The sequence below is a fragment of the Stenotrophomonas sp. 96582_Sma genome, from assembly GCF_056480905.1.
In genome coordinates this window covers 3,201,837-3,215,084 of the sequence record NZ_CM151122.1, presented here as the reverse complement: position 1 = coordinate 3,215,084, position 13,248 = coordinate 3,201,837, and the positions used below count along the sequence as shown (strand labels likewise).

General features: G+C 67.2%; 15 protein-coding genes. 8 read left to right on the top strand and 7 right to left on the bottom strand.

Annotation, left to right across the window (positions count from 1 at the left end; genetic code table 11):
- Window positions 1-36: 36 nt before the first annotated feature.
- From arsC to ACZK2R_RS14990, 3 genes are all read right to left on the bottom strand, one after another.
- Entirely contained in the window at window positions 37-378 is a 342-nt protein-coding gene (gene arsC, locus ACZK2R_RS15000) for an arsenate reductase (glutaredoxin) (protein ID WP_125895488.1), read from the bottom strand.
- A complete protein-coding gene (locus tag ACZK2R_RS14995; protein ID WP_125895489.1) occupies window positions 378-1,532 on the bottom strand; it encodes a phospholipase A in 1,155 nt (384 codons plus the stop codon). Before ACZK2R_RS14995 ends, arsC begins: the two co-directional genes overlap by 1 nt.
- Window positions 1,533-1,651: 119 nt before the next feature.
- Complete coding sequence (locus ACZK2R_RS14990) at window positions 1,652-2,137, bottom strand: DUF456 domain-containing protein (protein WP_049398758.1); 486 nt, start codon at window positions 2,135-2,137, stop codon at window positions 1,652-1,654.
- A 236-nt stretch (window positions 2,138-2,373) separates the two neighbouring features.
- Here ACZK2R_RS14990 and ACZK2R_RS14985 point away from each other — a divergent pair, with 236 nt between their 5' ends.
- Complete coding sequence (locus ACZK2R_RS14985) at window positions 2,374-2,583, top strand: cold-shock protein (RefSeq protein WP_005410290.1); 210 nt, start codon at window positions 2,374-2,376, stop codon at window positions 2,581-2,583.
- A gap of 71 nt (window positions 2,584-2,654) precedes the next feature.
- Here ACZK2R_RS14985 and ACZK2R_RS14980 read toward each other — a convergent pair whose 3' ends face one another.
- Both ACZK2R_RS14980 and ACZK2R_RS14975 read right to left on the bottom strand, forming a co-directional pair.
- On the bottom strand, window positions 2,655-3,149 hold the full coding sequence (locus ACZK2R_RS14980; RefSeq protein ID WP_010486804.1) for a glycine zipper 2TM domain-containing protein: 495 nt from the start codon (window positions 3,147-3,149) through the stop codon (window positions 2,655-2,657).
- A 136-nt stretch (window positions 3,150-3,285) separates the two neighbouring features.
- Window positions 3,286-3,720, bottom strand: a complete 435-nt coding sequence (locus ACZK2R_RS14975) for a cytochrome c (protein WP_180837506.1) — start codon at window positions 3,718-3,720, stop codon at window positions 3,286-3,288.
- Window positions 3,721-3,800: 80 nt separating this feature from the next.
- On the opposite strand from ACZK2R_RS14975, the gene ACZK2R_RS14970 reads away from it, so the two are divergent.
- Window positions 3,801-4,628: a tRNA threonylcarbamoyladenosine dehydratase gene (locus ACZK2R_RS14970; RefSeq protein ID WP_134952129.1), complete on the top strand. Its 828-nt coding sequence runs from the start codon at window positions 3,801-3,803 to the stop codon at window positions 4,626-4,628.
- 72 nt (window positions 4,629-4,700) lie between these two features.
- On the opposite strand, the gene ACZK2R_RS14965 is transcribed toward ACZK2R_RS14970, so the two are convergent.
- Complete coding sequence (locus tag ACZK2R_RS14965; protein WP_049420901.1) at window positions 4,701-5,480, bottom strand: TatD family hydrolase; 780 nt, start codon at window positions 5,478-5,480, stop codon at window positions 4,701-4,703.
- Window positions 5,477-5,692: a DUF6116 family protein gene (locus ACZK2R_RS14960; protein WP_049398753.1), complete on the bottom strand. Its 216-nt coding sequence runs from the start codon at window positions 5,690-5,692 to the stop codon at window positions 5,477-5,479. Before ACZK2R_RS14960 ends, ACZK2R_RS14965 begins: the two co-directional genes overlap by 4 nt.
- Window positions 5,693-5,855: 163 nt before the next feature.
- Here ACZK2R_RS14960 and ACZK2R_RS14955 point away from each other — a divergent pair, with 163 nt between their 5' ends.
- The 6 genes from ACZK2R_RS14955 to ACZK2R_RS14930 all read left to right on the top strand — a co-directional run bounded on the left by ACZK2R_RS14955 (window position 5,856) and on the right by ACZK2R_RS14930 (window position 13,134).
- Window positions 5,856-6,701 carry a glycine zipper 2TM domain-containing protein gene (locus ACZK2R_RS14955; protein ID WP_032129667.1) on the top strand — a complete coding sequence of 282 codons (846 nt, stop codon included), beginning with the start codon at window positions 5,856-5,858 and terminating at the stop codon, window positions 6,699-6,701.
- Window positions 6,702-6,827: 126 nt separating this feature from the next.
- A complete protein-coding gene (locus ACZK2R_RS14950; protein ID WP_049460564.1) occupies window positions 6,828-7,370 on the top strand; it encodes a GNAT family N-acetyltransferase in 543 nt (180 codons plus the stop codon).
- Between the two features lie 175 nt (window positions 7,371-7,545).
- Complete coding sequence (locus tag ACZK2R_RS14945) at window positions 7,546-8,202, top strand: glutathione S-transferase family protein (protein WP_180837542.1); 657 nt, start codon at window positions 7,546-7,548, stop codon at window positions 8,200-8,202.
- Window positions 8,203-8,280: 78 nt separating this feature from the next.
- Window positions 8,281-10,560 (top strand): thiamine pyrophosphate-dependent enzyme, encoded by a 2,280-nt coding sequence (locus tag ACZK2R_RS14940; protein WP_180837507.1) that lies wholly within the window; start codon window positions 8,281-8,283, stop codon window positions 10,558-10,560.
- A gap of 3 nt (window positions 10,561-10,563) precedes the next feature.
- A complete protein-coding gene (gene asnB / locus ACZK2R_RS14935) occupies window positions 10,564-12,507 on the top strand; it encodes an asparagine synthase (glutamine-hydrolyzing) (protein ID WP_180837508.1) in 1,944 nt (647 codons plus the stop codon).
- Between the two features lie 66 nt (window positions 12,508-12,573).
- Window positions 12,574-13,134 carry an NADPH-dependent FMN reductase gene (locus tag ACZK2R_RS14930; RefSeq protein ID WP_180837509.1) on the top strand — a complete coding sequence of 187 codons (561 nt, stop codon included), beginning with the start codon at window positions 12,574-12,576 and terminating at the stop codon, window positions 13,132-13,134.
- The last annotated feature ends 114 nt before the right edge of the window (window positions 13,135-13,248 follow it).

Below are 13,248 nucleotides of genomic sequence, written 5' to 3'. Positions count from 1 at the left end.
GCACAAGCGACTTAATCCCCTCCGTCCCCTTTTCCGTTACAGGATCTCCAGCACCGTTTCCGGTGGACGGCACAGCCGGGTGCCCTTGGGCGTGCGCACCACGGGGCGGTTGATCAGGCGCGGGTGTGCGGCCATCGCGGCCAGCAGCGTGGCCTCGTCCGCATCTTCCAGGCCCAGTTCGGTGAACTGTGCTTCCTTGCTGCGCACCAGATCACGTGCGCTCAATCTGGATTCGGCCAGCACCTGGCGCAGTGTGGTCACATCGGGTGGATTGCCCAGGTACTCGATCACCTCCGGATCGAAGCCGGCATCGCGGATCAGCTTCAATGCGCCACGCGAGTTGCTGCAGGCCGGGTTGTGCCAGATCGTCACGTCCATCAGAACCACTCCAGCAGCGACACGCCCACGCCCACGTAGGTGGCCTTGTGGTTGTAGTCGATCAGGCTCTCGCCATAGCCGTCGAAGACCTGCACATGGCCGCGCAGCAGGTTGCTGATCGGGAAGCCGTAATCCAGCTGCAGGGCGCCGTGCGAACGGCTGCCGGTGCGCAGCGAGTGGCGCGCCATCAGTGAGACTTCGTGGCCGTTGCGGTTCCAGGTCAGGGTCGCATCACCGCGGCCCATGTAGTCCTCGATGTCCGGATTGTTGTCGTCGCTGCGGGTCTCGGGAATGCGGTACCACGGCCGCAGCACCAGCGCCCAGTTCTCGCGGTCCAGGCCGATGTTGAGCATCACCCGGTTCCAGCTGCGCGACAGTGGGTCGGCACGGCCGTTGGACTGGTGGTTCAGCGCGATGCCGGTCATGCGTCCACGCCAGCCACCGATCGAGTAGCCGTTGCGGAACACCATCATCACTTCCGGCTCGTAATTGGTTTCGCGGAACGGGCGCGAATCCTCGCCGTTGTAGGCCTGCCAGCGCGAGCTCTGGGTATAACCGGCCCAGATGTCGCCGTTGTCGCCGAACAGGTTCTCGGCGATCTTGGTCTTGAAGCTGATCTGGAACTTCAGTTCGGCGCTGTCCAGCACCTGCGGCGTGGTGACCGTGTTGGCCGGGTTCGGCGAATGCGGCGTGGTGTTGCGGTCGCTGGTCCAGAACGCCGGCAGCAGGTACACCGGCTTGTAGGCACGCAGCTGGAATGGGCCGAGCTTGGAGTCCTCGGCCAGTTCCCAGCGGCTGTCCAGCAGCGAACCGCGGCCGGCATTGGCCAGCGCGCTGTCCGGCGCAGCGGGGCGGAACAGGTCGCTGACCCGCTCGCGCAGTTTCTCTTCGCCTTGGCTCACGCGTGCGGTCTGGCGTTCTTCGCGACGGGCCTGCGCGGCCGCCTCGGCAGCGGCATCGGCGGCGGCCGTGGCCTGCGGCGTATGCGCGAACAGGCGGTCATAGCAGGCCAGGCGCGCCGCGTCAGTGGTGATGGCGGCACACGCCGCGGGCGAGGTATCGGTGTTGGGCACGAATTCCTGCGCGGCCAATGGGGCACTGGCCAGGGCCAGCGCCAGCGGCGCAAGGCGGGGAAGCAGCGGGGGGAGGGTCATTCCAGCAGGCCCTTCGGTGAATACGGGGATCGCACAGTGTGGCGGCTGTACCGCATCGCGGCCAGCCCCCACGGTTTATGCACGGCCACCGCGTGCGCGCGGCGTGAAGACGGCGCGGCTTACAGGAACCAGGCGAAGGCGAACAGGCCCAGCATCGCGATCACCACCGCCAGTTTCAGCGCCAGGCCGAGCAGGATGCCAAGCCAGGTGGCCAGACCCACCTTGGTCGAGCGGCCCAGTTCACGGGTGTGCCAGTACTCGCCGGCGAGGGCGCCGATCAGGGGCCCGGCAAAGAGACCGATCGGCATGAAGAACAGCCCGACGATGCTGCCGACGAACGTGCCCCACAGCGCCTTGCGGCTGGCACCGACCCGCTGCGCACCCACCACTGTGGCCAGCACGTCCACCAGCAGCGAGAGCAGGGTCAGTACGCCCAGCGCGACCAGGGTCGGCCAGCCGACGTGGGCGAAGCCGTCGGCCCACGCAGCCAGCAGCAGTCCGATGAACACCAGCGGGATGCCGGGGAGGGCCGGAAGGATGATTCCGGCGATGCCGACGAGGACAAAAATGACCGCTAGCAGATATAAGATGAATGAGAGTCCCATGCTGTCCCGTATGGTGGTCGTTTTGGGGTTGACAGTGAAAGATTTTGCCAGTTGCTTTTTCGTTTTGGGCGGGTTAAGTTGCAGTCGCTGAGCTTGGCAAGGTCACCGTGGATCGTGGCCTGATGAAGCAAGATCTTCCCGATCCGCTGCATCGATGCACCTCGCTTCCCCCTTGCTTGTCAGCCGCCCACCAGGCGTTTCCTACAACAAGAGAGAGTCACCAGGGAGTTAGTGAGATGTCTGATCGCGAGACCGGTACCGTCAAGTGGTTCAACGATGCAAAGGGCTTCGGCTTCATCAGCCGTGAAAACGGCGAAGACGTGTTCGTGCACTTCCGTGCCATCCAGACCCAGGGCTTCAAGAGCCTGAAGGAAGGCCAGAAGGTCACCTTCACCGTCGTGCAGGGCCAGAAGGGCCTGCAGGCCGACGCCGTTCAGCCGACCTGATCGCGCTGCATACCGTCAAATGAAAAGGCCCGCGCAAGCGGGCCTTTTCTTTGCCATCGGCCCGATGCAGGTCAGCGCAGGATGACCTTGCCGTTGACCACGCGCACGTAGGTGTTCTCGCGGATGCCGCCGAGGTCGCGCTGGTTGACCACGATGGTGCGGCCATCGTCCATGCGCACGCTGATGTCGTAGGTGTCGCTGGTCACGTTCTTCTGGATCTGGTTGCCGGCCAGTGCGCCACCGACCGCGCCCGCAGCGGCGGCGATGTTCTTGTTGCCACGGCTGCCGCCGGTGTGGTCGGAGATCTCGTGGCCGGCCACGGCGCCGACGATGCCGCCCAGGATCGCGCCGGTCGCGCTGGGCGCGGTACGGCCGGACTGCACGGTGTTGATGCGGGTCACGATGCCGCAGTCGGCGCAGCGGCCCTGGTTGTAGCCACCATTGTTGCCGTAGCCGCCATTGTTGTAGCCGTTGTTGTAACCACCACCGCCGTAGCCGGGCGAGGTGGCACAGCCAGCCAGAGCAAGGGTAGCGATGGCGCTGGCGGCGATGAGCTGGATCTTCATGGGGCGTCTCCTGGCCGTGAAGGCGGGTGTCTGGGGTGGTACTGCGTCATGCAGCAGGGTGGACGAATCGTCCCCTTTTGAACGTGAACAAGGCGCCAACCGCGCAGGCCTTGTCCGGCTGCAGGATGAATGCGGCTCAGCGGAAGTCCTGGTGGCAGGCGCGGCAGTCGGCCTGCACCGTTTCCACCACCCGGGCCAGGGCCGCGCAGTCGCTGGGCGGCGCAGCCAGAGCGGCGTTGAGGTTGCCGCGCAGCTGGCTGGCATGCTGCTGGAACTGCGCGCTGTCCTTCAGCCCGGGAAAGGCCAGGTCCAGGTCGTTGGACAGCAGGCGCATGGCCTGCAACCGCGGCACGCTGTCGGCCAGGCTGCAGCGGTTCTGCTGCTGGGCCTGCTGCAGCAGCTGCGATTGCCGTTGCATCACCTGCATCAGGCTGTCCGGGAACGGATCGCGGCGGGCCTGCAGGGCGCGGCCGACCATCACCGTGGCGATCAGGCCGATCAACAGGCCCAGGCCGAGCACGAACAGATAGCGGTAGGCGGTGGACGGGCGGCGGGGCGGGCTGGCGTTCATGGCGGGCTCTCCGGGCGTGCAACGGTAGGTTCGATGCCGACGTACTGCGGGTGCCGACGCCTGCACGTTAAAATAGCGGGATGAACGAACAGGTCAAACAACGCTTCGCCGGCATCGAACGGCTGTATGGCGTGGGCGCACTCGAGCGCCTGCAGGGCAGCCGCGTGGCGGTGGTCGGCATGGGCGGCGTCGGCTCGTGGGTGGTGGAAGCGTTGGCGCGTTCAGCGGTCGGCCACCTGACCCTGATCGATGCCGATGACATCTGCGTGTCCAACACCAACCGGCAGCTGCCGGCGATGGAAGGCAACTACGGCCGCAACAAAGCCGAGGCGATGGCCGAACGCTGCCGCGCGATCAACCCGGACATCGCTGTCGATGCCGTACAGGCGTTCCTGACGGTGTCGAACATGGCCGAACTGCTGGACCGTGGCTTTGATCTGGTGATCGATGCCTGCGACAGCTTCCGGGTCAAGGTCGAGACGATTGCCTGGTGCCGCCGCCGCAAGCTGCCGCTGCTGACCGTGGGTGCCGCCGGTGGCCGCACCGATCCCACCCTGGTGCGCATCCGCGATGTCTCGCGCACCGAGCACGACGCCATGCTGGCGTTGATCCGCAAGAAGCTGCGCAGCGAGTTCAACTTTCCGAAGAATGCCAAGCGCTACTTCGGCGTGCCGGCGGTGTATTCGCTGGAGAATGTGAAGTACCCGCAGGCCGATGGCAGCGTCTGTGGCATCCGCCCGAACCTGGGCGCTGATGCGGCATTGAAGCTGGACTGCGGCGCGGGCCTGGGTGCGGCGACCCACATCACCGGTGCGTTCGCGTTCGCGGCGGTCGGCAAGGCGCTTGAAATGCTGCTGGAGCCGAAGAAGGTGAAGGCCGAAGTGGTCGAGGATCACGCTGACGCGTGATCGGTAGCGCCGGCCGCTGGCCGGCAACCCGGAATGATTGAATCAGCGCAGATGCCGGCCAGCGGCCGGCACCTACCGTTGCATTGCGGGCAGCGCGAACAGCCGCCGCGCGTTCTCCGTCGTGGCCTGGGCCACCGCGTCCAGCTCCATCCCGCGTAGCGCCGCCACGTGGCGGGCGATGATCGCCAGCCGGGCCGGTTCGTTGCGCTGGCCGCGGATGCCGGCGTCAGGCTGGTCCGGGGCGTCGGTCTCCAGCAGCAGCTGTTCCAGCGGCATCTCGCGCACCAGCCGCTGCAGGCGTTGCGCGCGTTCGTAGGTCAACGGGCCGCCGAGCCCGAGCAGGAAGCCCTGCCTGTGCAGTTGCGCAGCCTGTTCCGGACTGCCGGAAAAGCTGTGCACCACGCCGCGCAGGCCGCCGACGCGACGGATCGCGGCGATCACCGCATCCACCGCGCGCCGTGCATGCACGATCACCGGCAGCTCGAACTCACGGGCCAGTTCCAGCTGACCGATGAAATATGCCTGTTGCGCCTCGGCATCCAGGCCTTCAACGAAAAAGTCCAGACCACATTCGCCGATCGCGCAGGGGCGTTCGCGTTCGATCCACTCGCGCAGCAGCGGCAGGTGTCCAGGCTGGTGCTCGGCCAGGAACATCGGATGCAGGCCGTAGGCTGGGTACAGCCCCGGCGCCTGCTGGCAGACCTCGCGCAGCTTCGGCCAGCTGGCTGCGGTCACCGCCGGCACCACCTGCTGGTGCACGCCAGCGGCCTGCGCACGCTCGACCACTGCGGCGCGGTCGCGGTCGAACTCGCTGGCGTCCAGATGGCAGTGGCTGTCGACCAGCAGGCTCAATGCTGCTCCAGCGGCGGAGGCGTGGTGGTGTTGCGGCGCTTCCAGTTGGCCAGCAGCAGGGTGCCGAAGCCGAGCACCAGCTCATCGACGAACGGAATCGGGTCCGGGATGAACAGGGTCAGCGCGAACAGGCCCGCGGTGAGCTTGAACAGGGTGGGGTAGCGCAGCCGGCGCGCCCATTGCAGTACCGGCAGCAGCATCGGGTTGGCCATGGCGGGGGTCCTCCTGGGGAATATGCAAACGCTACCACGGGCCCAGCATTTCCCGATGCTGAATGGGTTACGGGAATGAGCAGGAAATGTGGAGATTCCGTTCAGGCAGCGCATGCTGCAATCTGGTTCGAGAACGTTGCGGATGGTCCGCAAGGAGCAGGTCATGAAAAGCACAACTACAACTGTCCTGGTCGCAGCGGGCGCGCTGCTGGTCGGTGGCATCGCCACTGCCGCCTTCATGAAGAGTGGCGACAAATCGCCCGATTCCATCAGCGCCGGAACCCCCAATGGTGAATCGCGCCTGGTCGATGGCAACGCCACCGACGATGGCGCGCGTGGTGACACTCTCGACCCGACCGCACCGCGTGGGCTGGAATATGCCGATGTGCTGAAGGTCGACCCGATCACCGAGAAGCAGAAGGCCTACGCCACCGTGATCGGCACCGATGCGGTGCGCGAGACCTCCACCACCCAGACCCCGCATGAAGTCTGCCAGGACGTGACGGTGCAGGAGCGACTGCCGGAACGTGACGGCAACGTCGGCGGTACCGTGGTCGGTGCTGTGGTGGGTGGCCTGCTGGGCAACCAGGTCGGCGGCGGCAATGGCAAGAAGGCCGCCACTGCGGCCGGCGCGGTGGCCGGTGGCTTCATCGGCAACCAGATCGACAAGCGCCATGTGGGTGGCCGCGTGGTCAACCGCACCGAGCGCCAGTGCCACACCGAGACCGCGACCTCCGAGTCGAGCCGCGTCACCGGCTACAACGTGACCTACCGCAACGAGGACGGCACCACCGGCACCATGCGCATGGCCAGCAAGCCGGGCAACCGCATTGCCATGGGTACCAACGACGTGGTGAAGGGGTACAACGTGACCTACCGCTATGACGGCGCCGAGAAGACGGTGCGCATGGACAACAAGCCGGCCAGCGATCGCCTGCCGGTGGTCGATGGCCAGCTGGTCACGCAGACCGCTGCTGCCGGTGCCACGGCGGCCAGCACGCGCCAGTAATCCAGACGCAGCATGCAGTACCTGACGGGCCGGCTTATGCCGGCCCGTTTCGTTGCAGCCGGCGAAATTCATCCGCGCGGGGCGTGAATCCACCATCATGGACGCTTCCTTCGACATGGAGCCGGCATGAGCATCTTCGACCTGCGCATCGAAACCGAACGGCTGATCCTGCGGCCGCTGCTGCGCGAGGACTACGAGCCGTATCTGGCGTTCTGCGCCGACGAGGAAACGATGCGCACCCTCGGTGGCGTGCAGCCGCCTTCGGTGGCCTGGCGTGGCTTCTGCAGCCTGGCTGGCGCTTGGCAGCTGTTTGGCTTCTCGATGTTCAGCGTGATCGAGAAATCCAGCGGTGACTGGATCGGGCGGATGGGGCCCTGGCAACCGCAGGACTGGCCCGGTACCGAGGTCGGCTGGGGCATCCGTCATGCCAGCTGGGGCCGGGGCTATGCGCCGGAAGCGGCGGTCGCCGCGATCGACTGGGCGTTCGACACGCTGGGTTGGGACGAAGTGATCCACACCATTGCCGAGAACAACGACAACTCGCGGGCGGTCGCGCGCAAGCTCGGCAGCACCCTGCTGCGCATGGGGGAGTTGCCAGCGCCGTACAACGACAAGCCGATGCAGATCTGGGGCCAGTCGCGCGAGCAGTGGCGGCAGCGCGCGCGCTGAGCCTTGCCCGGTAGTGCCGGCCGCTGGCCGGCAACCGCGTTGCGGCAGATTCGCGCGATTGCCGGCCATCGGTCGGCACTACCGTGTTGCCATGCTGCACCCGCGCTTGGCATTCATCGGCGCGCTTGCCAGACTGCACGCAGCTGGCCGCCGGCCGGATCCGATGGAGCAGGCGATGGTGGAAGAGCGCGTCCCGTTGACGGTGCATGGCATGTCGGTCTCGGGCAATTGCCACAAGGTGCGCCTGCTGCTGGAGCAGCTCGGCAGCCGCTACCGCTGGGTGGAGGTGGACAGTGCCCATGGCCAGACCCACACCCCCGAATTCCTGGCGTTGAATCCGAATGCCAAGGTGCCGCTGATCGTCCGCGACGATGGCCGCGTGCTGACCGAATCCAACGCGATCCTGTTCTGGCTGGCCGAGGGCACGCCGTACCTGCCCACCGATGGCTGGGAGCGCGCGCAGGCGTTGAGCTGGATGTTCTTCGAGCAGTACACGCACGAGCCGTGCGTGGCGGTGGCGCGCTTCATCCGTGGCTGGACCCCCGCTGATTCACCGCGCCGCGCCGAACTGCCGCGCCTGCACGAGCGCGCCGCCACCGCGCTGGCAGTAATGGAGCAACATCTGCGCGAAGCGCAGTGGTTCACCGGCAACGGATATGGCATCGCCGATATCGCGCTGTTTGCCTATACCGACGTGGCTGGAGAGGGCGGTATCAGCCTGCAGCCATTCCCGGAAGTGCGTGGCTGGCTGCAGCGCGTGCGTGAACAATCGCGCTTCCTGCCGATGCCGGCCGTGACTGCCGAAGTGCGCTCGCGATTCGAGGCTGCGTGAGTCTCACCAGGGTGACCCCCACAGGGTAGCGCCTGGCCAACGCCGGGCGGAATGCAACAACGACACGGAGGGTGTTCGATGTTCGCTGTGGTTCCAGATCCGATTCCCGCACGCATGCGCGTGCTCAACCGCGCCGAAGTGTGCGACGTCAACTTTCTCGATGCGGTGCGTGGTTGGCGTGGAACCCCGCGTCCGCGCCCGGCGCCGGATGCGCCGATCCTGCCGGGCAGCACGCTCACTGCCGCCGCGTTTGGCGAACTGTTCGATTCGCAGCTGGCCAGCCGCCAGCTGGACCTGATGGCACGCGTGCTGCGCGTTCAGAACAAGGTCTTCTACACCATCGGTTCCTCCGGCCACGAAGGCAACGCGCTGTTGGCGCGGGCCTGCCGGCATACCGATCCAGCCTTCCTGCACTATCGCTCCGGTGCCTTCATGGCCGAGCGTTCGCGCCAGCTGCCGGGCATCGATCCGCTGCGCGATGCCGCACTGTCTTTCGCCGCCAGCGCCGATGACCCGGCCAGCGGGGGCCGCCACAAGGTGTGGGGCAGCAAACCGTTGTGGGTGCTGCCGCAGACCTCGACCATCGCGTCGCACCTGCCGAAAGCGTTGGGCACCGCGCTGGCCATCGAGAGCGGCAAGCGCCTGGGGCAGCCATTGCCGATCCCGGCCGACAGCATCGTGCTGTGCTCGTTCGGCGACGCCTCGGCCAACCATGCCACCGCGCAGACCGCGTTCAACACCGCGATGTGGTCGGCCTACCAGAAGCTACCGGCGCCGATCCTGTTCGTCTGCGAGGACAACGGCCTGGGCATCTCGGTGAAGACGCCGGAAGGCTGGATTGCCGATCGCTTCAGCCGCCAGCCGGGGCTCGACTATTTCTTCGCTGATGGTCTCGACCTGGCCACCGGGCACGCCCAGGTGCAGGCGGCGGTGGAGCACTGCCGGCGCACGCGACGGCCCACCTTCCTGCATCTACGCACCACCCGCCTGATGGGCCACGCCGGCACCGACTTTGAAGTGGAATGGCGCGCGCTGCCGGAGCTGTGCGCGGCCGAGGCGCAGGATCCGCTGCTGCGCTCGGCGCAGATCGCGATGGAGTCGGGCTGGATGGATGCGGCCACCATCGAGGTCGCCTACGAAACGATGCGCGCGCGCTGCATGGCCGCGGCGGCGGATGCCGAAGGCCGCCCGACGCTGCAGTCACTGCAGGAGGTGATGGCGCCGCTGGCGCCGTACACGCCGGCGGCGGTGCAGGCCGAGGCGCGGCGCGAGGTGCCCGCCGATGCGCGCGAAGCGCTGTATGGCGGTGCGGAGACCCTGCCTGAGCGGCAGGCACCTCGGCACCTCGCCATCCAGATCAACCATGGGCTGCAGGAACTGCTGGCGAAGTATCCGCAGAGCCTGCTGTTCGGCGAGGACGTCGCGCAGAAGGGCGGTGTCTATACCGTCACCAAGGATCTGCTGCGCCGCTTCGGCCCACGCCGGGTGTTCAACACCCTGCTGGACGAGACCATGATCCTGGGCATGGCGCAGGGCCTGGCCAACATGGGCATGCTGCCGATTCCGGAGATCCAGTACCTGGCCTACCTGCACAACGCCATCGACCAGGTGCGCGGCGAAGCGTGCTCGCTGCAGTTCTTCTCCAATGACCAGTACCGCAACCCGATGCTGGTGCGGGTGGCCGGGCTGGGCTACCAGAAAGGCTTCGGTGGCCACTTCCACAACGACAATTCGATCACCGCGCTGCGCGACATTCCCGGCCTGGTGGTCGGTTGCCCGTCGCGCGGCGACGATGCGGTGATGATGCTGCGCACGTTGGCCGCGCTGGCGCGGGTGGACGGGCGGGTGGCGGTGTTCCTGGAGCCGATCGCGCTGTACATGAGCAAGGACCTGCATGCGCCGGGCGATGGCCAGTGGCTGTTCGACTACCCCGCCCAGGGCCAGGCGCTGGTACCGGGCGAGGGCCGGGTCTATGCGCCGGAGGCGGGCGACCTGGTGGTCTACACCTATGGCAACGGCGTGCCGATGGCGCTGCGCGCGGCGCGGGCGATCGAGCAGCAGTTGGGCTGGCAGGTGCGGGTGGTCGACCTGCGCTGGCTGGTGCCGCTGGATGCCGGTTTCATCGCCGCGCAAGCCGCCAGCGCCCGGCGCGTGCTGGTTCTGGATGAGGGCCGCCACAGTGGCGGGGTGGGCGAGGGCGTGGTCACCGCCCTGGTCGAGGCCGGTTTCGGCCACCTGCCATTGCGCCGGGTCTGCGGTGCCGATACCTATACGCCGCTGGCGGGGGCAGCAATGTTCGGGCTTCCAAGCGACAATGCGGTGATTGGCGCCGCCCTTGAACTGGCGCAGGAACCTTGATGCATGTGTGGATTGGCGGGAATGTTGTTGCCGGCGCCGGTGGCGTCGGCCGAGGTGCTGCAGGCGCAGGTCCTGGCCATGGGCGAGGCGCTGCACCATCGCGGGCCGGATGATGGCGGCAGCTGGGTCGATGCCGGGGCCGGCATCGCGCTGGCGCACCGTCGGCTGAGCATTCTCGATCTGTCGCCGCTGGGCCACCAGCCGATGGCCTCGTCCGATGGTCGCTACGTGATGGCTTACAACGGCGAGGTCTACAACTTCGCCACCCTGCGTGCCGAACTGGAGCAGCTGGGACACGCCTTCCGTGGGCACTCCGACACCGAAGTGCTGCTGGCAGCGATCCTGCAGTGGGGTATGGAAGACACCCTGCAGCGCTGCAACGGCATGTTCGCCATTGCGCTGTGGGACCGCCAGGAGCAGTGCCTGTGGCTGGCCCGCGACCGTGTCGGCAAGAAGCCGCTGTACTACGGCTGGGCCGGCGACACGCTGGTGTTCGGTTCGGAACTGAAGGCGCTGTGGCAGCACCCGGCCTTCGACAACGACATCGACCGTGACGCCCTGACCCTGCTGCTGCGGCTGGATTACATTCCGGCGCCGCACAGCATCCACCAGCGCTGCCACAAATTGATGCCCGGGCGCGTGCTGCGCCTGGATGCGGAAGCCGTGGCGGCGGGTGCGGCCGCGCACCGGCCGGAACAGGCGCAGCGCCCGTACTGGGATGCGCGTGCGCGCATGCAGGCGGCGCTGGCTGCGCCGTTCCAGGGCCGCATCGAGGAAGCCGAGGAGCAGCTGGACGGGCTGCTGCGTGACGCGGTGGCGCTGCGCATGGTGGCCGACGTGCCGGTGGGCGTGTTCCTGTCCGGCGGCACCGATTCGTCGCTGGTGGCCGCGCTGATGCAGGCACAAAGTGGCCAGCCGGTGCACAGCTTCAGTATCGGGTTCACCGGTTCGGGCCACGACGAGGCGCCGCTGGCCAAGGAACTGGCCGCGCATCTGGGCTGCGACCACACTGAACTCTACGTCAGCGGTGCCGATGCGTTGGCGGTGGTGCCGCAGTTGCCGGCGATGTTCGACGAACCCTTCGCCGATGCCTCGCAGGTGCCGACCGCGCTGGTCGCCCGCCTGGCGCGGCAGGGCGTGACCGTGGCGCTGTCCGGCGATGGTGGCGACGAGCTGTTCTTCGGCTATACCCGCTATGTACGCGCGCTGCGCAACTGGCAGATGCTGGGCCGTGTGCCGGGGCCGCTGCGGCGCTGGATGGGCGCGCGCTCCCAGCAGCAGGGCGAGGCCTCGCGTACCGGCGGCCTGGCCGCGCTGTTGGCAGAATCCGGCGCGCGTGGCATCGGTGACGTGTACCGCAACCGCATCTCGCGCTGGCGCGACCCGGCGGCGGCAGTGCCCGGAGCGCAGGCCGCGGGCAGCTTCTACGACCTGGCCGACCCTTTGCACGGTGCCGGCACACCGGCCGATGCGATGATGCTGGCCGATTACGTGACCTATCTGCCGGATGACCTGCTGTGCAAGGTCGACCGCACCTCGATGGCGGTCAGCCTGGAAGCCCGCGCACCGCTGTTGGATTCTCGCGTGGCCGAGTTCGCCTGGTCGCTGCCGCTGGGCTTCAAGCGCAGTGAAACCACCAGCAAAGTGCTGCTCAAGCGCGTGCTGGGCCGCTATGTACCGCAGTCGATGGTGCACCGGCCCAAGCGTGGTTTCGGCGCGCCGGTCAGTGACTGGCTGAAGGGCGACCTGCGGCCGTGGGCCGAAGATCTGCTGCAGCCCGCGCGGCTGGAGCAGGAGGGCGTGCTGTCGGCGGCCGCGGTACAGCCGCTGTGGCAGCAGTTCCTCGGCGGCCAGCGCAAGTGGCATACCCATCTGTGGAACGTGCTGATGTTCCAGGCCTGGCAGGCGCATTGGCGGCAGGTGCGCGCGGGCGTGACCGGCGGCTGATCTTCACCGGCCTGCAAGGGCCCGGCGACTAGGCTGGGCCTCCCGCACCGTGAGGAGTATGTCCCGATGTCCGTCCCCACCATCGCCGTGTTCGTCGGCAGCCTGCGCAAGGATTCCTGCAACCGCAAACTGGCCCATGCGCTGGAGAAGATTGCCGGCGACCGTGCGCGCTTCCAGTACGTGCAGATCGGTGATCTGCCGCTGTACGACCAGGACTTCGATGGCCACTATCCGGCGCAGGGTACCCGGCTGAAGGACCAGGTCCGTGCCGCCGATGCGGTGCTGTTCGTGACCCCGGAATACAACCGGTCGGTGCCGGGCGTGCTGAAGAACGCCATCGATATCGGCTCGCGCCCCTACGGTGACAGCGCGTTTGCCGGCAAACCGGCGGCGGTGATCGGCGCCTCCATCGGCCAGATCGGCACCGCCGTGGCCCAGCAGCACCTGCGCAACAACCTGGCCTTCCTGGACATGCACGTGCTCGGCCAGCCCGAGGCGTTCATTCATTTCAAGGACGGCCTGATCGATGCCGATGGCACGGTCCACAATGAAGGCACGCAGAAATTCCTGCAGGGCTACGTGGACCGGTTCCTGGCGCTGATCGCGGTTCACGTCAAGGGCGATTGACGCCAGCGGTTGCCAGCCCCATCTGCGATAATGTCCGCTCGGGTGCCGCAATGGCGCCCGTCGCAGGCAGTGCGACGCTCCCACGCCAGTCTGGCCAGGCACCGGCGGATATCC